At 34.3% G+C, this 20,903-nt stretch carries 12 protein-coding genes; all 12 read left to right on the top strand.

Annotation, left to right across the window (positions count from 1 at the left end):
- The coding region (locus H600_RS22630) for a T9SS type B sorting domain-containing protein (RefSeq protein ID WP_209320137.1) at positions 1 to 2,004 on the top strand (2,004 nt) is incomplete at its 5' end.
- Between the two features lie 52 nt (positions 2,005 to 2,056).
- Positions 2,057 to 2,971 (top strand): PorP/SprF family type IX secretion system membrane protein, encoded by a 915-nt coding sequence (locus tag H600_RS0121470; RefSeq protein WP_026730721.1) that lies wholly within the window; start codon positions 2,057 to 2,059, stop codon positions 2,969 to 2,971.
- A 12-nt stretch (positions 2,972 to 2,983) separates the two neighbouring features.
- Positions 2,984 to 4,987: an OmpA family protein gene (locus H600_RS0121465; RefSeq protein WP_026730720.1), complete on the top strand. Its 2,004-nt coding sequence runs from the start codon at positions 2,984 to 2,986 to the stop codon at positions 4,985 to 4,987.
- A gap of 252 nt (positions 4,988 to 5,239) precedes the next feature.
- Positions 5,240 to 5,665: a CBS domain-containing protein gene (locus H600_RS0121460; protein WP_026730719.1), complete on the top strand. Its 426-nt coding sequence runs from the start codon at positions 5,240 to 5,242 to the stop codon at positions 5,663 to 5,665.
- Positions 5,666 to 5,823: 158 nt separating this feature from the next.
- Positions 5,824 to 8,115, top strand: a complete 2,292-nt coding sequence (locus H600_RS0121455; RefSeq protein WP_026730718.1) for an NADP-dependent malic enzyme — start codon at positions 5,824 to 5,826, stop codon at positions 8,113 to 8,115.
- 65 nt (positions 8,116 to 8,180) lie between these two features.
- A complete protein-coding gene (ruvA, locus tag H600_RS0121450) occupies positions 8,181 to 8,762 on the top strand; it encodes a Holliday junction branch migration protein RuvA (RefSeq protein WP_026730717.1) in 582 nt (193 codons plus the stop codon).
- A gap of 23 nt (positions 8,763 to 8,785) precedes the next feature.
- A complete protein-coding gene (gene sov / locus H600_RS0121445) occupies positions 8,786 to 15,994 on the top strand; it encodes a T9SS outer membrane translocon Sov/SprA (RefSeq protein WP_026730716.1) in 7,209 nt (2,402 codons plus the stop codon).
- 85 nt (positions 15,995 to 16,079) lie between these two features.
- Positions 16,080 to 16,460 (top strand): glycine cleavage system protein GcvH, encoded by a 381-nt coding sequence (gene gcvH, locus H600_RS0121440; protein ID WP_026730715.1) that lies wholly within the window; start codon positions 16,080 to 16,082, stop codon positions 16,458 to 16,460.
- Positions 16,453 to 16,845, top strand: coding sequence for a VanZ family protein (locus H600_RS0121435; protein WP_026730714.1), 393 nt, complete (start codon positions 16,453 to 16,455; stop codon positions 16,843 to 16,845). Before gcvH ends, H600_RS0121435 begins: the two co-directional genes overlap by 8 nt.
- 109 nt (positions 16,846 to 16,954) lie before the next feature.
- The gene (gene deoC / locus H600_RS0121430) at positions 16,955 to 17,698 is read left to right on the top strand and encodes a deoxyribose-phosphate aldolase (RefSeq protein WP_026730713.1); all 744 of its coding nucleotides are present in this window, start codon (positions 16,955 to 16,957) and stop codon (positions 17,696 to 17,698) included.
- Positions 17,699 to 19,840: an energy transducer TonB gene (locus tag H600_RS0121425; protein ID WP_035108806.1), complete on the top strand. Its 2,142-nt coding sequence runs from the start codon at positions 17,699 to 17,701 to the stop codon at positions 19,838 to 19,840. It begins immediately after the preceding gene.
- Positions 19,841 to 19,998: 158 nt separating this feature from the next.
- Complete coding sequence (cyoE, locus tag H600_RS0121420) at positions 19,999 to 20,901, top strand: heme o synthase (protein WP_026730711.1); 903 nt, start codon at positions 19,999 to 20,001, stop codon at positions 20,899 to 20,901.
- Positions 20,902 to 20,903: the final 2 nt, after the last annotated feature.

The following is a 20,903-nucleotide window of genomic DNA, read 5'->3' as shown; positions in this document are numbered from 1 at the left end:
AATGACCATGCACTGAACTGCGATACAGTGAAGAGCTATATCCAAGTTGTGGGAGATGTATTGGTATTGAAAGATGATTTAGCTGGTCCAATTGCAGGAGTTAATCATCCAGTAAATATTATTAATGTTTTAACAAACGATACTAAAAATGGATCGCAAATTTCAGCTTCTGATGTTAATCTTTCAGTAACAGTTGCTGATTCATCAGGATATTTAACATTAAATCCAGACGGAACAATAGTGTTAAAAGAAAATGCACCAGCTGGAACATATGGACTGACTTATCAAGTTTGTGAATTGAACACAACAAATTGCAAAACAGCTGATGTTAAAGTAACTGTTGTTCTTCCAACAATGACTGTAGCAGCAACTAGTTACTGCTCTAATGATGTTCCATATGTGTCATATAATGTAACACCGGATAATTTTACAACAAATAATTTATTGACTGTAAAATGGATTGACAGTGACAACAATGTGGTGGCTACTCAAACGAACTTGCCATTGAGCGGAAGTATCTTATGGCCAGGAGCGATTGTAGACAGTAACGGAATTGGTATTGACTGGCCAGGATGGTTGTTGGCAAATGGACAATGGATTGAAGGTGCAGACGGATTTGAGAAAACAAGAACTGGCGTAACAGTAGAGTTTTCATTAAATCCTACAGTAAGTATAATGGTGAATTATCCACCGGCAACTCCACAATGTAATGCAAGACCAACATTTGAGATTAAAGCTAATAATGACAATGCAGGCCCAATTGATGCTAAAAAAGGTATTAGTACAGCATTAAATATATTCAGTAATGATCGTTTAAATGGAAATTCATTTAATCAAACGGCTGTTGTTTTAAGCACTGCTGTTGCAAATCCTAATTTAATTTTAAATGCAGATGGCTCTGTCGATGTAAAATTAGGAACGCCTTCAGGAACATATCAATTGACTTATCAAATCTGCGAAGCTTCAAACTTATCAAATTGTAGTCAAGCCGTTGTTAATGTAACTGTGGTGAACTCAGAAGATCCTATACCAGCACCACAGATTATTACAAAAGATGATGTACAAGTAAGTGTTGATGGTGTTAATGGACAACTTGAATTTGTAAATATTTTAGATAATGATTTATTGAACGGCTTACCTATTGATCCTACAAATGTGGTGATTTCTAATACACCAAAAAGCCCATATTTTGAATTTAATGCAGACGGGACAGTAAATGTGAAACCAAATACACCTGCAGGAACTTATGCTTTAGTTTATCAAGTATGTGAAAAAGCAAATTCATCAAATTGTAGCTCATCGACATTGAATGTTTTTGTTGAAGTTCCAAATATTGCGATTATCAAAACAGCGGTATTTAATGACGAAAATGCAAATGGATTTGCAAATGCAGGCGAAACCATCAGCTATAAATTTAAAGTAACCAATACAGGTAACGTTCCATTAAAAGGAATTACAATTACAGATCCGTTACCGGGTGTTGTGGTTTCTGGACAAGCAATTAACTTGGAGATTGGCGAATCAAACGACAATAATTTCACAGCTAAATATAAAATTACTCAAAGCGATATTATTGCTGGTACAGTGAGCAATCAGGCGACTGCTCTTGGGAAAAGCGCAAGAGGAGTTGAAGCCGAAGATAAATCTGATGATGTGAGCAATACAGGAGATAATCCAACAGTATTGGATTTAGATGGCTGTAAGGTAAAAGTGCTGAATGCTTTTTCTCCAAATGGAGATTTGAAAAATGCCAGATTCTATATTCAAGGAATCGAATGTTATCCTGACAATACGGTTGAAATTTACAATCGTTGGGGTGTCTTGGTCTTTGATATTGACCACTACAACAATGAAGACCGAGTTTTTGTTGGGTTCTCAGGAGGGCGTGCAACTGTAAAAGAATCAGATGGATTGCCAGGAGGAACGTATTTCTATACGTTGAAATATAAAGATTCTAATTCAAATCAGCACGAGCAGTCAGGTTACTTGTATCTAAATAAATAAAAAATAATAAACGGCTTGACTTTTAGCTGAGCCGTTTTTTAAAGCTTACTAAATGAAAAAATTAATTTTAATTTTCATGTTTTTTTCGGTTGTGTGTTCCGCTCAACAAGATGCGCAGTATACGCAATATATGTATAATACAATTTCGGTGAATCCGGCTTATGCAGGTTCACGAGGCGTTTTAAGTTTGTTTGGATTGTATCGTACACAATGGATTGGGCTTGATGGCGCGCCAGAGACAAGTACATTTTCATTAAACACACCTCTAAGTGATAACAGTAAATTAGGATTGGGTGTTTCTTTGGTCAATGATAAAATCGGGCCAACGGTTGAAAATACTTTATCGGCAGATTTGTCTTATAGCATTCCAACTTCTGAATCATTTAAACTTTCATTCGGAGTAAAAGCAACTGCGAATCTTTTTAATCTTGATGTAAGCAAATTGAGTTTTGAAAACCAAGGAGAGGAGCAATTTCAAGATCTGCAAAATAAATTTACACCAAATGTTGGTGCCGGAGTTTATTGGCATTCAGATAGAGCTTATTTAGGATTTTCTATTCCTAATTTTATCGAAACAAATCGCTATGATGATAATACGACTGCTATTCTTAAAGATAAAATCAATTATTATTTTATTGCAGGTTATGTATTTAATCTTGACAAATTGGAATATATAAGATTCAAACCGGCACTATTAACAAAAATGGTTCAAGGAGCACCGTTGCAAGTAGATGTTTCAGGGAATTTCATGTTTTATGATAAATTTACTGTCGGTCTTGCTTATCGTTGGAGTGCTTCAGTAAGTGCAATGGCAGGTTTTCAGGTATCAAAAGGAATGTATATTGGTTACGGATATGATCATGAAACCACCAATTTAAGACGATACAATTCGGGATCTCATGAAATTTTCCTTCGTTACGAGTTTTTCAATAGTTATAAAAAAATGATCTCTCCAAGATTCTTCTAATTCGATACCATTATGAGAATTAAAATTTTAAGCTTTTCTGTTTTATTTGTTTGCTTTTTTTTCAATGCAAATGCACAATCTACAAACATAAGCTCCGCAGATAAAAAGTACGATGATTATGCTTACGCAGATGCTATAAAAGCCTATGAAAGCCTTGTCGAAAAAGGAACAAAAGATGAAAAAATATTGCAAAGGCTGGCTAATTCCTATTATTTTTTAAGTGAATTGCAATCAGCGTTGCAATGGTATGATGAGTTATTCCGAATGAATGAAGAGCAAGAGCCTGAATATTTATACAGATACGCTCAGTGTTTAAAAGCGTCTGGAAATTATCAAAAAGCGAATGAAGTTTTAGAGAAATTCAATCTAAAAGCAGGTTCAGAAAAAAGAGCTTCTTTGATCAGAAATGAGAAAAATTATTTGGACGGAATTAAGTTTAATTCTGGAAGATATGAAATTGCTGATGCCGGAATAAATTCACCTTATTCGGATTATGGAAGTGTAATTTATGACAAAAAAATTGTTTTTACTTCAGCCAGAGATACGGGCGGAATTACGAAAACAAGTTTTAAATGGACAAACAAATCGTTCTCTAAATTATATATCTCTGATTTGATGCCAGACGGAAGTGTTGGTAACCCAAAGCTGTTTCGTAAAAATCAAAAATCAAAATTCAACGAGTCAACGCCAATTTTTACAAAAGATGGCCGAACAATGTATTTTACCAGAAATAATTTCACAGACGGCAAAAGAGGTCAAAACGACAAACAAGTAACACTTTTGAAACTGTATAAAGCTGATTTTATTGATGGTCAATGGACAAATGAAAAAGAGCTTCCATTCAACAGTGATCAGTACAGTACTGCACATCCAACTTTGAGCATTGATGAAAAAATATTGTATTTTGCCTCAGATATGCCAGGGACTTTAGGACAATCTGATTTGTTTAAAGTTGCAATAAATACCGATGGAAGTTTTGGCCAACCTCAAAATTTAGGTCCAATAATTAATACTGAAGGAAGAGAAACTTTCCCTTTTATTTCGGCAGAAAATGAACTTTATTTTGCTTCTGACGGACGCCCGGGGCTTGGCGGACTTGATGTTTTTGTTGCCAAAATAAATGCAGACAACACCATCGAAGATGATGTGCAAAATGTTGGAGAGCCAGTGAACAGCAAACAAGACGATTTCGGATTTATGCTTGACGGTAAAAACAGAAACGGATATTTTTCGTCTAATAGAAATGGAGGACACGGTTTAGACGATATTTATCGTTTCACTGAAATTAAGAGATTGGTTTGCGAACAAGATTTAATGGGAACAATTACTGATGCGGAATCAAATGAAGTTTTAGCGAATGTAACTTTGGCATTGTTTGACGAAAATTTAAATCCGCTTGCAACAATTGTAACAGATGAAAAAGGAAATTACATTTTTCCAAAGATTAAATGTGGCAAAAAATATTCAATAAGAGCTTCAAAAAGTGATTATGGAATGAAAGATGTTTCAGCATTGCTCAAAAAAGAAAATGGCAAAACAACGTTGGATTTTTCGATGCAAAAAATATTCAAGCCTTTAACAGCTAAAACCATTGAAATTAAAAAGACAGCAGTAAAACCAGTAAAAATTGGTCCAATAAAAATAGGAACCGATTTAGCGAAATTGCTTCATATCCCAATGAACTTTTTTGATTTAGGAAAAGCAACCATCAAAAAAACATCTGAACCAGATTTGCAGAAAGTGGTAGATGTTCTGAACCAGTATCCAAATGTAAAATTAGATATTCGTTCGCATACAGACAGCCGTTCATCATCTGAAAGCAATCAAATTTTATCTGATAAAAGAGCACAATCCACAAAAGATTGGCTTATTAGCAAAGGAATTGATGCAAACCGATTAACTGCAAAAGGATACGGAGAAACAAAATTAATAAACAAGTGTGCAGATGGTGTAAAATGTACCGAAAAGCAACATCAGCAAAACAGACGAAGCGAGTTTATAATCGTTGGTTTGTAATATAAAAACAAAAAGAGCTTTTTTCAATACTATGAAAAAAGCTCTTTTTTTATGGAGATGAAAAAGCGTTAAAAAAACTTATTTTTCACAAAAAACATTTATTATTAATTTCATTCTTTGCAGGATAATTTTGAAAAGCTGAAATACGGTGTATTTTGTTTAAAATGAATGTGTTATATTTTTAAAAAGTTTAGATGGACAACAAATTGTGTCAATTTTTTTATAACTTTATAAATCTAAAATTTTTCAGATATGACTGTAAATCAAATACTAAACGCAAAAGGAAGAAATGTTTATTCCGTGCTTTCAACTACAACAGTTTATGAAGCATTGAAAGTAATGGGCGAAAAAAACATAGGGGCAATTCTTGTAATTGATGGAACTGACCTAAAAGGAATATTATCTGAAAGGGATTATGCTCGAAAAATTGTTTTGAAGGATAAATCGTCAAAAGAGACTTTTGTTCATGAAATTATGGAAAGCAATGTTATCACAGTAAATCTTTCAAATAATATTGAAGATTGCATGGAGCTGATGAGTACAAAAAGATTCAGACATTTGCCTGTTTTAGAAGATGGAACTGTAGTGGGAATTATTTCAATCAGCGATGTTGTAAAAGCAATAATCGAGATTCAAAAAGACACTATAAATCACTTGAATTCTTATATTTCGCAATAAAAGAAAATCAAAAAATATACTTTTATAAATAGTCCTGATTTTGAAGGACTATTTTTTTTGACACCTTAAATTGTTATTTTAACAAAAGAAAGCACTAAAAACGTCCCATTTTAAACTAAGACTTATATCTTTGTAAGCTAGAATAAAAGCTAAAAATAATGAACAAAGAGAGTAAAAGAAGAGAAGCGCTGCTGTATCACGCAGAGCCGACTCCAGGAAAAATTCAGGTAGTTCCAACAAAAAAATACGCAACCCAAAGAGATTTATCATTGGCATATTCGCCTGGTGTTGCAGAGCCATGTTTAGAAATCGCAGCAAACGTTGAAGACGTTTATAAATATACAGCAAAAGGAAATTTAGTTGCCGTAATTTCAAATGGTACAGCTGTTTTAGGACTTGGAGATATTGGACCTGAGGCAGGAAAACCTGTAATGGAGGGGAAAGGTTTGTTATTTAAAATATTCTCTGATATTGACGTTTTTGATATAGAAGTTGATACAAAAAATGTAGAAGAGTTTATCCAGACAGTAAAAAATATTGCGCCAACTTTTGGAGGAATAAATCTTGAAGACATCAAAGCACCAGAATCTTTCGAAATCGAAAGAAGACTTATTGAGGAATTAGATATTCCAGTAATGCACGATGACCAGCATGGAACAGCAATCATTTCTTCGGCTGCGTTGATTAATGCACTTGAATTAGCAGGTAAAAAAGCTGAAGATGTAAAAATGGTAGTTTCTGGTGCAGGATCTGCGGCAATTGCTTGTACTGATTTATATGTTTTATTAGGTGTAAAAGTTGAAAACATCTTAATGTATAATAGTAAAGGGCTTTTAACAAAAGATAATCCTTCACTTTCTGACTTGCAATTAAAATATGCTGTTGATGGTCCGAAAATTGAATTGGCAGAAGCTGTAAAAGGCGCTGATGTTTTCATCGGATTATCTTCAGGTGGTATTTTGTCGCCAGAAATGTTATTAACAATGAAAGACAATCCGATTGTATTTGCAATGGCAAATCCAAATCCGGAAATTGATTATAATTTAGCTGTAGAAACTCGTAAAGATGTTATTATGGCTACAGGCCGTTCTGATTTTCCTAATCAGGTTAACAACGTACTTGGATTCCCATATATTTTTAGAGGAGCGCTTGATGTAAGAGCTAGAAAAATTAATGAAGCGATGAAAATGGCTGCCGTAAAAGCTTTGGCGATTTTGGCAAAAGAACCAGTTCCAGAGCAAGTTAACGTAGCTTATGGTGCAACAAAACTTGGTTTTGGGCAAGAATACATCATTCCTAAACCATTTGATCCACGTTTGATTACAGTTGTAGCTCCTGCAGTTGCAAAAGCTGCAATGGAATCTGGAGTTGCAAAAAATCCAATTACAGACTGGGCTGCTTATGAAGATAAGCTTCGCGAACGTATGGGTAATGATAATAAAATGGTGCGTTTGATTACAAACCGTGCTAAATTAGACCCTAAAAAAGTTGTTTTTGCAGAAGCTGATCAGTTAAATGTATTAAAAGCTGCGCAAATTGTACACGAAGATGGAATTGGTATTCCTGTTTTATTAGGAAACAGAGAAACGATCTTAGAATTAAAAACTGAATTAGGTTTTGATGCAGATTTAGAAATCATTGATCCTAAAACAAACGAAGAAGAAGCGAGACGCAATCGTTTTGCAAATTCATATTGGGAATCAAGAGAACGTAGAGGTGTTTCATTGCTTGATGCTCAGAAATTTATGCGCGAAAGAAATTATTTCGCAGCTATGATGGTGAACGAAGGTGAGGCTGATGCTGTTGTGACTGGATATTCAAGAAGTTACCCAAGCGTAGTAAAACCAATGCTTCAGTTAGTTGAAAAAGCACCAGGAGCTTCACTTGTTGCAACTGCAAACATGATGCTTACGGCACGTGGGCCAATGTTCTTGTCAGATACAGCTATTAATATCGATCCATCTTCTGAAGATTTGGTGAATATCGCATTAATGACGGCTAAAACTGCAAAAATGTTTGGTATTGAGCCAGTTATTGCAATGGTTTCTTATTCGAACTTTGGATCATCCACACATAAAAATGCATCAAAAGTAAGAGAAGCGGTAGCTTATTTGCATAAAAATCATCCAGATATGATTATTGATGGTGAAATTCAAGCAGATTTTGCTTTGAATTCAGAAATGCTTAAAGAAAAATTCCCTTTTTCTAAATTAGCGGGCAAAAAAGTAAATACATTGGTATTCCCTAATTTAGAGGCTGCTAACATTACTTATAAGTTAATGAAGGAATTAAATAAGGCTGGTTCAATTGGTCCAATCATGATGGGACTTGGCAAACCAGTACATATTTTTCAATTAGGAGCAAGTGTTGAAGAAATGGTAAATATGGCAGCAATTGCTGTGATTGATGCTCAAGAAAAAGAAAATAAAAAAAATAAATTAGCCCAATAGTCCGATATAAATAGAAGGTGTTTTTTGTCTTATTTTATGTATATTTGGTGCTATAAATTATTTTTATGATAGCACATTTGCAAGGGAAATTAGTTGAAAAAAATCCCACAGAAGTTGTAATTGATTGTAATGGAGTGGGATACCATGTGAATATATCTTTACATACCTTTTCGCTAATTCCTAATGCTGATTTTATAAAATTGTATACGCATCTTCAAATTAAAGAAGATGCGCATACTTTATTTGGCTTTGTAGAAAAGTCGGAGCGCGAAATATTTAGGATGTTATTGTCTGTTTCAGGTATTGGTGCCAATATTGCCAGAACAATGTTGTCTTCAATAGAACCTAAACAAATTATAAATGCTATTGCATCTGGTGATGTGGGAGTTATCCAATCGATTAAGGGGATTGGTAATAAAACAGCTCAGAGAGTTATACTTGATTTGAAGGAAAAAGTGTTAAAATTGTATGATTTGGATGAAGTTTCAGTAGTTCAAAACAATACAAATAGAGATGAAGCGTTATCTGCATTGGAAGTTTTAGGATTTGTTCGAAAAGCTTCTGAAAAAGTAGTCGAAAAGATCGTAAAAGAAGATCCAGAAGCGACAGCAGAAACGATCATAAAAAGAGCATTAAAAAGCTTGTAACTCAACTAACATAAACCAATTGTATGCGTAAAATTTGTATTTTTTTACTGGTTTTATTTTGCGGTAATGTTTTGCAATCGCAAGTAAATCCGGCAGTTCAAGATACAACAAAAACTCAATTTTCTACAGGAAAAGTAGAGTTGAAAGATCCTCCAAGCATACTTTCGGCATATAAATACGATCCAATATCTGATCGTTATATTTACACCAATTCAGTTGATGGTTTTCCAGTCAATTACCCAATTATTTTAACGCCAAAAGAATATGAAGATTTAGTTCTGAAAGAATCTCGCCGAGATTATTTCAGAAAAAAAGCCGATGCGATAGATGGAAAAAAAGCCGGAAGCGAAGCCGCTAAAAAGAATTTGTTGCCAAGGTATTATGTCAATTCCAATTTCTTCGAAAGTATTTTTGGAAGTAATACAATTGACGTAAAGCCAACAGGTTCTGTCGAAATGGACCTAGGTATAAGATACACCAAGCAAGACAATCCATCATTTTCACCTAGAAATAGATCCAGTCTTACGTTTGATTTCGATCAGCGTATCAGTATGAGTTTAATGGGAAAAGTTGGTACGCGATTAGAAGTAAATGCCAATTACGATACCCAATCTACGTTTGCTTTTCAGAACTTATTTAAATTGGCTTATACGCCTTCTGAAGATGATATCATTCAGAAAGTCGAAGTGGGAAATGTCAGTATGCCTTTGAATAGTACTTTGATTCGTGGTGCTCAGAGTTTATTTGGTGTGAAAACACAATTGCAATTCGGAAAAACTACAATCACCGGGGTTTTCTCTGAACAAAAATCCCAAACTAAAAGTGTTGTAGCCGAAGGAGGTGGAACAGTACAAAATTTTGATTTATATGCATTGGATTATGACAATGACAGACACTTTTTTTTGTCACAATATTTTAGAAACAATTACGATGCTTCATTAAAGAATTACCCACTTATTGATAGCCGTGTACAGATAACAAGGTTAGAGGTTTGGGTGACAAACAAGCAAAACAGAGTAAGTACTACAAGTAATAACCTCAGAAATATTATTGCGCTTCAGGATTTGGGAGAAGGTCAAATTACAGGTATTCCAGATAACGAAGTTGTTGTGATTAGTTCACCAGCAGGTTTTTTTAACAACCCGCCAGATTCACCTTCAGATAATGATAATAACAAATATGACCCTGCTGCTATTGGTCAGCCAGGATCTTATTTGAACTCAAATATTAGGGAAATCGTTACGGCAAAATCAGGTTTTAACAATGCCAATGTTAGCGAAGGAACAGATTATTCTGTTTTAGAAAATGCTCGAAAATTGACTGCAAACGAATATACTTTTAATCCTCAGCTAGGATATATCTCTTTGCAACAGCGTCTTGCTAATGACGAGATTTTAGCTGTTGCGTTTGAATATACAGTTGGAGGGAAAGTGTATCAAGTTGGAGAATTTGGAAGTGATGGTGTTGATGCAACTGTTGTTACAGGAAGCAATAATTCAAATCAGGCCATTATTACCCAAAGTTTGATTTTGAAAATGCTTAAAAGCAATTTGACAAACGTGCAGAATCCGGTTTGGAACTTGATGATGAAAAACGTTTATCAAATTCCGCAGGCGTATCAAATCAAGCAGGATGATTTTAGAATGAACATCTTATATACAGATCCTTCGCCTATAAATTATATTACGCCAGTTATAGGAACTTCTTTTCCGTCTAATCCAACTGCTGATAATAAAGTAGATCAAACACCTTTATTGAATGTCTTTAATTTGGATAGATTGAATTACAACAATGATCCACAGACAGGAGGAGATGGATTTTTCGATTATCTTTCAGGAATTACTGTTGACGTTCAGAACGGCCGAATTATTTTTACGACCAAAGAGCCTTTTGGGGAATTGCTGTTTAAAAAATTACAAAATTCAGGTTCAGGCGAAAATTATAATGATCCAAATACATATAATGCAAATCAGCAGAAATATGTATTTAGAAATATGTATCGCAATACACAATCTGGTGCTTTACAGGATAGCGATAAGAATAAATTCATGCTTCGAGGAAAATATAAATCTTCGGGAAGCAACGGAATCCCAATTGGAGCGTTTAACGTACCGCAAGGTTCTGTTGTTGTAATGGCAGCTGGACGTCGACTTGTTGAAGGTATCGATTATAGTGTGGATTATCAATTGGGGCGTGTCCAGATTTTAGATCCTTCGCTTCAGGCCTCAAATACGCCAATTGAAGTTTCGTTAGAGAATAATTCTATTTTCGGACAACAAACTCGAAGATTTATAGGGTTCAATGTCGAGCACAAAATTTCAGATAAATTTGTTGTTGGTGGAACTTATTTAAAAATGACAGAAAAACCGTTTACACAAAAATCAAGTTATGGCCAGGAATCTGTAAATAATGCAATTTTTGGATTTAACGGAAACTATGCAACGGAGGTTCCGTTTTTAACAAGATTGGTAAATAAACTTCCAAATATCGATACCGATGTTCCTTCTAACCTTTCTATTCGAGGCGAAGTTGCGTTTCTAAAACCTGATGCTCCAAAAGCTAGTGATTTTGAAGGTGAGGCAACTATTTATGTTGATGATTTTGAAGGTTCGCAATCAACCATCGATATGCGATCGGCATATGCATGGAGTTTGGCTTCAACTCCTTTTTTAAATTCAATTACTGATAATACATTTAATGCAAATTCAAGTACACTGGAATATGGATACAAACGTGCAAAATTGGCTTGGTATACTATTGATCCCGTTTTCTATTCTTCAAAACCAGACGGTATTTCAAATGATGATTTATCATTAAATACAACAAGAAGAATTTACAGTAAAGAGTTATATCCAAATACAGATATTGCGCAAGGACAAATTCAAGTAATCAATACGCTGGATTTAACTTATTTTCCATCTGACAGAGGACCATATAACAATAATCCGAATTTTGGTTCTAGCGCAGCTTCCTCAAATTTTGGAGGAATTATGCGCTCGCTTAATTCAACCAATTTTGAGCAAGGAAATGTTGAGTATATCCAGTTTTGGGTATTGGATCCTTATGTAGGAAATGGTGAAGCTCCTGCAAATAATACAGGAAAAATTTATTTCAATTTAGGTGAAATATCTGAAGACGTTTTAAAGGACGGAAGAAAACAGTATGAAAATGGTTTAGGGCCAGATCAGGTAATGGTAAATCCACAACCGCTTTGGGGAGATGTTCCAGCTTCACAGTCGTTGATTTATGCATTTGATACTAATCCAGACAATCGTAGAAATCAAGACGTAGGTCTCGATGGTTTGCCTGATGCCAAAGAAGCTTCTATTTATACGAATTATGCAGCAGAAGAAGATCCGGCTGCTGATAATTACAAATATTATTTAAATACAGATGGAGATGTTATCAACCGTTATAAAAGATACAATGGAACAGAAGGAAACTCTGCTGTAAGTATCGATGATCCAAATCGTGGGTCGACAACGTTACCAGACGTAGAAGATATTAATCGTGACAATACAATGAGCACGATTAATGCTTACTATGAATATAGTATTGAACTAAAACCAGGAATGCAGGTTGGGTCAAATTATATTACAGATATTCGTGAAGTGAGCAATGTTGAATTGCCAAACGGCGGAACTACAAATGCAAGATGGATTCAGTTTAAAATTCCCGTATCAAAACCTCAAAATACAATTGGAAACATCACTGATTTTAGATCGATTCGTTTCATGCGTATGTTTATGACCGGTTTTAGTGATCAAATGACCGTTCGTTTTGGAGCTTTGGATTTAGTACGAGGCGAATGGAGAAGATATACAGGAACTCTTGATGCAAACGATCCCAATCCAGATGATGATGGTGTTCAGTTTGATGTTGCAGCTGTTAATATTCAGGAAAATGGAACAAAATGTCCTGTGAACTACGTAATTCCACCGGGTGTTCAAAGAGAGCAATTGTATAATAATAATACGATAATCAATCAAAATGAGCAGGCTTTGGCAGTTCGAATCGGCGGAACTGGATTGCAATATCAGGATTCAAGAGCAGTATTCAAAAATGTAAGTGTTGATATGCGTCAATACAAAAAATTAAAAATGTTCCTGCACGCAGAATCTCTTCCAAATGAAACCACTTTGTTAGATGATGAGATGGTTGGATTTATTCGTTTTGGTAATGACTTTACACAAAACTATTATCAAGTCGAAATTCCTTTAAAAGTTACACAAACAGGAGGGTCATGTACGATAAGCCCAGATTTGGTTTGGTTGGAAGAAAATAATATTGATTTGGCGCTAGAATTATTGACAAGAATGAAAATCAAGGCAATGCCACTCGATATAAACTCTCCTAAAAGAGATATTAATGGAGTGTATTATCCTGATGATGATCCAGACATGATTTCAAGCGGTGGGGATGGCGACAGCAATTTAAAACTTGGTATTAAAGGAAATCCGAATTTTGGTTTGGTTCGAAATTTAATGGTCGGTGTAAAAAGCAGGGCTGATCATAAGGACATTAAGGGAGAGGTTTGGTTCAATGAGCTCCGTATGTCTGATTTGGATAATAAAGGCGGAATGGCGGCATTGTTGAATGTTGATACCAATATGGCCGATTTTGCAACAATTTCTGCTACAGGAAGAAAAAGTACGATTGGTTTTGGATCTTTAGAGCAAGGTGCTAATGAAAGAGATCGTGAAGATATTCAGCAATATAATATTGTGACAAATTTGAATTTAGGAAAATTATTGCCTCATAAATGGGGAATTAATTTGCCGTTTAATTATGCTATTGGAGAAGAGGTAATTACGCCAGAATATGATCCATTCAATCAGGATATTAAACTGGATCAGTTAATTAGAGAAACAACAGATCCTGCTGAGAAAGAAAACATCAGAACTCGTGCAGTTGATTATACAAAACGCAAAAGCATCAACTTTATAGGAGTAAGAAAAGATAGAGCTCCTGAGCAAAAACCACATGTTTATGATATTGAAAATTTTACGTTTTCACAATCTTATAATCAAGTAGAGCGTCATGATTATGAAGTGGAAAGCTATGAAGATGAGCAGTCGAATTCGGCTGTAAATTATGCTTTTGCTTTTCAGCCAAAAGAAGTTGTGCCTTTCAAGCAGACCAAATTCATGAAGAAAAGTGATTATTGGAAAATTTTAAGTGATTTCAACTTTAATTATTTGCCTTCTAATATTAATTTCAATACAAATATTTTGAGACAAAGCAACCGCCAGCAGTACAGACTTGTTGATGTTGAGGGAATTGGTCTTGATCCGTTATATAGAAGGAATTTTGCCTTTAATTATCAATATGGATTTGGTTTTAACTTGACCAAGTCTTTGAAATTAAATTACACTGCGGCATCAAATAATATTGTCAAAAACTATTTAAATGAAGATAATACGCCTAAAGAAGATTTTAATATTTGGGATGATTATTTAGACATGGGTACGCCAAATCAGCATTTGCAGCAATTGGTGCTAAACTATGAAATTCCGATTAATAAAATTCCAGTTCTGAGTTTTATAAAAGCAAATTATGAATACAAGGCAGATTACAGCTGGCAACGTTCTTCAACAGCTTTGTCTGAATTTGTTGATGATGATGGAATTCAGTATAATTTAGGAAATACAATCCAGAACGCGAATTCAAATACGTTTAGCACAACACTAAATATGAATATGCTTTATAAATATTTAGGATTGACACCAGGTGCAAAGACAGCGGCAAAACCTAAGCAGACAGCACCACCAAAACCAGGAGAAAAAGTGGTAAACACAGCCAAACCTGTGGCTAATAATAGTCCGTTTCTAGATGGTTTGATTGGAGTTTTGACAAGTGTAAAAAACGTTCAGGTAAATTACACTAAAAACAGTGGTACTGTATTGCCGGGTTATACACCAAGTATTGGTTTCTTCGGAACGGCAAAACCATCGTTAGGGTTTATCTTTGGAAGTCAGGATGATGTTCGTTATGAATCTGCAAAAAATGGCTGGTTGACGAATTACGATAATTTCAATCAAAACTTTACTCAGGTTACGAACAATATTTTAAAAATTGCAGCTAATGTTGATTTATTGCCTGATTTAAAGATTGATTTGGCGATGGATCGTACTTATTCTCATAATTCATCAGAGCAGTATAGCGTGATAAATGGCGAATATACACCGTTATCTCCGTATCAATATGGAATGTTTTCGATATCAACGGTTTTGATTAAAACTTCTTTTGCAACAAGCAATGAGTTGGAATCAGCGGCATTTGATGATTTTAGAAATAATCGTTTAGTTATTGCAAATCGTTTGGCCGAAGAACATTATGGACCTGGGGTCGATATACCAAGATATGGAGATGCGAACAATCCAATTCCGGCAGAAGGAGATCCTAATTATGCAATTTATACTGCTAATCAAGGATATCCAATTGGTTTTACAAAAAGCAATCAAGCGGTTTTATTGCCATCATTTTTGGCGGCATATTCAGGCGGAAATGCTTCGAGCAGTTCGACAGATATTTTCAGAAGTTTTCCAATTCCAAATTGGAGCATCAAATACAACGGTTTGATGCGTTACAAATATTTCAAAGATAAGTTCAGACGTTTTTCATTGCAACACAATTACAGGGCATCGTATACAATAAACCAGTTTAGGTCTAATTTTGATTACTTTGAAAATCCTGGCGGGCAAGATGTAAATACCAATTTCTACAACCAAACGGTAATGTCAAATGTGAATTTAGTTGAACAATTCAGTCCGTTGATTCGAGTAGATTTTGAGTTGAAGAGTTCGTTCCGTTTATTAACAGAAATTAAAAGAGACAGAGCCTTGTCTATGAGTTTTGACAATAATTTGTTGACCGAGGTAAAAGGTGTTGAATATGTTGTAGGAATGGGATATCGCTTTAAAGACGTGATATTTTCATCTCGATTGGCTGACAATCCAACGGGAATTATAAAAAGTGATATTAATATAAAAGCTGATTTTTCATATAGAAATAACCAGACATTAGTGCGTTATTTAGATTATGACAATAATCAGTTAGCGGCGGGTCAAAATATTTGGGCATTAAAATTAACAGCAGATTATGCTTTCAGCAAAAATCTAACGGCTATATTTTATTATGATCATTCATTTTCAAAAGCAGTTATTTCGACATCTTTCCCGCTTACAAATATTAGATCAGGATTTACACTTAGATATAATTTCGGAAATTAAATTTAGGATTCTGATCTAAATTTTATTAGAAGATTATTACATTTGTGACTTAATTATTAAATTATCAATTTTCAAACATACTATTATGAGCATACCAGCAAATTTAAAGTACACAAAAGATCACGAATGGGTTAGCATCGACGGAGATGTTGCGACTGTAGGAATTACTCATTTCGCACAAAAAGAGTTAGGAGATATCGTGTATGTTGAGGTAGAAACTTTAGATCAAACATTAGATAAAGACGAAGTTTTTGGAACTGTTGAAGCTGTAAAAACAGTTTCAGATTTATTTTTGCCTTTAACAGGTGAAATCATTGCTTTCAATGATAGTTTAGAAAGTGCTCCAGAAACTGTGAATTCTGATCCTTACGGAGCAGGTTGGATGATCAAAATTAAAATTGCTGATGCATCAGAAATAGATTCATTATTATCTGACGCAGCTTACAAACAACTTATCGGTGCCTAAACAGCTTCTTTTAATTTGGGCGATTATATGCTCAGGAATCATTACGTATTTTTGTTTGACAAATTCGAGTAATATTCCAGCATTTGATTTTCCGAGTATAGATAAAATTGTTCATTTTTGTTTTCATTTTGGATTTACGATTTCGTGGATTTTGTTTTTCAAAAAAGAACTTAAAGGACAGCATGCTAATGATTATAAGGCGTATCTGATTTCATTTATATTTTCAGTTTTTTTTGGAATTACTATCGAAGTTCTGCAAGGAGTTTTGACGACAACAAGAACTCCAGATGTAACTGATGTTTTAGCAAATACGATTGGAGCAACTGCCGGAGTATTTTCTGCTATAGGTTTAAGAAAGAAGATCGACAAAATAATAGGAATATGATTACCCACTTCGGTGGGTTTTTTATTGGAATAAAATGAAGCCTTATAAATAGTGCTTTTTTTTGAATTTAAAATGTATTTTTGTGGCATTCTGATTAAAAAGTTAAATCATGAACATTAAGCAATACCTTGATTCAACGTATCTTAAAACTGCTTCGCAAGCCGGGCTTTCGGAAGCAGATAATAGCGTTGTTGTAAAAAATGCGATTGAGGAAGCAATTGCAGAAGGTTTTAAATTGATTATGATTCGGCCAGAATATGTCAGTTTGGCTAAAAAAATGATTATGGAGGCTAATTCTACTGTGCTTGTTGGTACAGTCATCGATTTTCCGGAAGGCAAATCAGATTTGGAGACCAAAATAAAAGAAGCCAATGAAGCAATTGAAAACGGTGCTGATGATTTGGATTTTGTCTGCAATTATGAAGCTTTCAAGAACGGAGATTTGGCATTGGTAAAAAATGAAATTTTAATAGGTACACAAATCGGCTTAGCTCATAATAAAACGATAAAATGGATTATTGAAACAGCTGCTTTAACGGATAAAGAAATTATTCAGCTTTCGGCTTTGATAAAAAATGTTGTGATATCTAATTTCAAGGAAGAGAATTATTCGTCGGTATTTGTAAAATCGTCAACAGGTTTTTTTAAAACTGAAAATGATTTACCAAACGGAGCTACAGTTCCTGTAATTATTATAATGTTAGAAAATGCATCACCGTTGCCAGTTAAGGCGGCGGGCGGTGTGCGATCATATGAAGATGCAATAGAAATGATTCGTTTAGGAGTTAAACGTATCGGAACTTCGGCAGCAAAAGCAATTGCTAATGGAGAGAATACCCCAAATCAATATTAAATGAAAATTAAAACCTACTTAATTAATAAAAGAGCCCTGACTTTTATTTTTATTTTAGCTTCCCTATTTGTTTTTGCTCAAGAAAATAATACTTATGTTAAATCTGGATTTACAAGTGAACAATTTCCGATCTTTCCAAATTGCGAAAATTTAGCGGATAAAAAATTGGAAGATTGCTTTTATAGAGAAGTTCAGGATTTTGTTTTTCAAAATTTTGAGGTGCCGGAAAATTTAAAGCAAAGCAATCATAAAAGTGAAGTCAAAGTGCTTTTTGAAGTTGATGCGACAGGAGTCTTCAAAGTGATTTATGTAAATACTTCAAATGAGGATTTGTCTGAAGCTGCAAAACGAGTTTTTGCTAAGTTCCCGACAATCAAGCCGTCGACTTATAATGGAAAACCGACCTATTCGAAATATACAATTACGATTAATATTCCTTTAAAAAATTCGGATCAATTAGCGGCAGAAGCTTTGGCAGCATCTCAGATTTTAAAACCAGCTGAAAAGCCTATGACTGAATTGGATAGTATTGTTTACAAAAAATACAATAATCCAGAATTTGAAAGTTATTTGAATGTTCCTTTTTCACATAGTTATTATGCGCAGTTTGATGGCGCTATGAATCAAGTTGGAAGTAATAACCACACAGCTTCAAAACCATTTACATATGCTGAGGTTTCAAAATACTATAATTTGAAAGCAGTAAATGAATCACTTCAGAAGAAGGCATCAACTTGGTTGGGACGAAAATGGTGGAATGAAAATTTAGTTCAGATTCAAGGAGAAGATTATTGGTTGGCTTTAAATCCGATTGTTGATTTGCAACTCGGGAAAGCTTCTGATCTTGACGCTTCCTATACTTATGTAAATACGCGTGCTCTAAATTTTAGAGGTGGTCTCGGAAAAAAATTAAACTTTACAACAACTATTTTTGAAAGTCAAGGACGTTTTGCAGGATATTTTAACGATTATGCTGAATCATTAAAACCTTCTGGAGGAAATCCAGCAATTATTCCGGGAATTGGAATTGCAAAACGTTTTAAAACAGATGCTTATGATTTTCCTCTAGCAGAAGCTGATATTACATATGCTCCGTATAAGTTTTTTGATCTTCAGTTGGGTTATGGAAGAAATTTTATTGGAGACGGATATCGTTCATTGCTTGAAGGTGATGGTGCGAGCCCATATCCGTATTTTAAAATTAATACGACTTTCTGGAAAATCAAATACACTAATACTTATATGTGGTTGAAGGATGTTAGACCGGAAGTTACGGTTGATAAAACATATGCAACAAAATTTATGGCAAACCATTATTTGAGCTGGAATGTTTCAAACAGGCTGAACTTAGGTTTCTTTGAGTCGGTGGTTTGGACAGATACCAACAATAGAGGATTTGATGTGAATTTTGTGAATCCTATTATTTTTTATCGTACGGTCGAATTTACATCTTCTTCAAGAAGCGGAAATGCAATGCTTGGAATTACTGGAAAATATAAATGGAATAACAGTATTAACTTGTATTCACAGTTCTTAATAGATGAATTTTCGGTTTCTGATGTAAAGGCAGGAGATAAGAGCTGGAAGAATAAATTTGGTTTTCAAATTGGAGGGAAATATTTCAATGCATTCGATGTAAAAGATCTTTTGCTGCAGGTAGAATACAATCATGTGCGTCCTTACGTATATTCGCATAGCGCAGTAATTACAAATTATGGGCACAATAATCAAAGTCTTGGGCATCAATGGGGAGGTAATTTCAATGAATTTGTTGTAATTGGAAGATATCATAAAGGACGTCTTTTTGGTGATGCTAAATTTAATATTGGAAAACGCGGATTAGATTTTAATACAGCACAAGACAGCTATAATTATGGAGGTGATATTTATAAAAGTTATGATGTAAAACGTCCATACGATAAAGGAGTGGTAGTAGGGCAAGGGAATAAAACCGATGTTTTTATTGCTGATATACAAGGAGGTTATTTGATAAATCCGATGACAAACTTAAAGCTGTTTGGAAGTTTTATTTATAGAAACTTTGATCCAACTCAAGATACGCCAACAACTTTCAAGCAAAGTACGACTTGGTTTACTATCGGATTGCGTTCAGATATTTTCAATTGGTATTTCGATTACTAGAATTTTTATAAGATTTTTCGAAATAATTGTGTTAAAGATTTGCAAGTCCTTATTTTGTAAAGGTTTTATTGAAAAAAATCTAATTTTTTAGTTCTTTATTCTACAATCTAATTTGTACATTTGCAGCACTCAAAAAAAAATATACAAACAATAGAGGTTTGAACGCTACTAAAAATACAATTTCACTAAAATCAATATTCCTGGATTTCAAAGAGATTACTAAGGCCGGTTTGGCTATTAGTGTTTTGTTTTCTTCAATTGCAGGATATTTGCTAGGTGTAAACGATGAGCATCCTTTTAAATGGAGTGTTTTGCTTGTTTTGTCAATTGGCGGTTACTGCATGGTTGGCGCCTCAAACGCATTCAACCAAGTAATTGAAAAAGACATCGATGCTTTAATGGATCGTACAAAAAATCGTCCAGTTCCTTCAGGACGTATGTCTCCAAAAATGGCTTTGTTTGTAGCAAGTTTACTGACTATTATAGGAATCAGTTTGCTTTATACAATTAATGCTAAGTCAGCAATGTTTGCCGCAATCTCCATATTTTTATATACAAGTATCTATACGCCACTAAAAACGGTAACTTCATTATCTGTTTTTGTGGGGGCTTTTCCTGGTGCAATACCATTTATGTTAGGATGGGTTGCGGCTACAGGTGAGTTTGGAATTGAAGCAGGAACGTTGTTTTTGATTCAGTTTTTCTGGCAATTTCCTCATTTTTGGGCGATCGGTTGGTTTTTGTATGAAGATTATGAAAAAGCAGGAATCTTTATGTTGCCAACAGGAAAGAAAGATAAAGGTACCGCATTGCAAGTTATTTTATATACAATTTGGCTAATTATAGCTTCATTGCTTCCGGTTTTGGGCTATACAGGGCAATTGTTTATTTCTCCAATTGCGGCAGTTTTAGTGTTTTTACTAGGTTTGTGGATGCTTTTTTATGCGGTAAAATTGTATCAGTTGAGAACGGCAAAATCTGCAAGAACATTGATGTTGGTGAGTGTTTCGTACATTTCACTATTGCAGATTGTATTTATAGTAGATAAATTTTTAAGATAGTT

It is taken from the genome of Flavobacterium denitrificans DSM 15936, from assembly GCF_000425445.1.
GTDB lineage: Bacteria > Bacteroidota > Bacteroidia > Flavobacteriales > Flavobacteriaceae > Flavobacterium > Flavobacterium denitrificans.
Note: the sequence above shows the minus strand (reverse complement) of the source record. Positions and strands in the feature narration are given on the sequence as shown.

Coding starts and splice junctions, on each gene's coding strand:
- deoC (WP_026730713.1), top strand. CDS start 16,955: ATGAACATTAAGCAATACCTTGATTCAACGTATCTTAAAACTGCTTCG.
- H600_RS0121455 (WP_026730718.1), top strand. CDS start 5,824: ATGAACAAAGAGAGTAAAAGAAGAGAAGCGCTGCTGTATCACGCAGAG.
- H600_RS0121465 (WP_026730720.1), top strand. CDS start 2,984: ATGAGAATTAAAATTTTAAGCTTTTCTGTTTTATTTGTTTGCTTTTTT.
- H600_RS0121470 (WP_026730721.1), top strand. CDS start 2,057: ATGAAAAAATTAATTTTAATTTTCATGTTTTTTTCGGTTGTGTGTTCC.
- ruvA (WP_026730717.1), top strand. CDS start 8,181: ATGATAGCACATTTGCAAGGGAAATTAGTTGAAAAAAATCCCACAGAA.
- H600_RS0121460 (WP_026730719.1), top strand. CDS start 5,240: ATGACTGTAAATCAAATACTAAACGCAAAAGGAAGAAATGTTTATTCC.
- sov (WP_026730716.1), top strand. CDS start 8,786: ATGCGTAAAATTTGTATTTTTTTACTGGTTTTATTTTGCGGTAATGTT.
- H600_RS0121425 (WP_035108806.1), top strand. CDS start 17,699: ATGAAAATTAAAACCTACTTAATTAATAAAAGAGCCCTGACTTTTATT.
- gcvH (WP_026730715.1), top strand. CDS start 16,080: ATGAGCATACCAGCAAATTTAAAGTACACAAAAGATCACGAATGGGTT.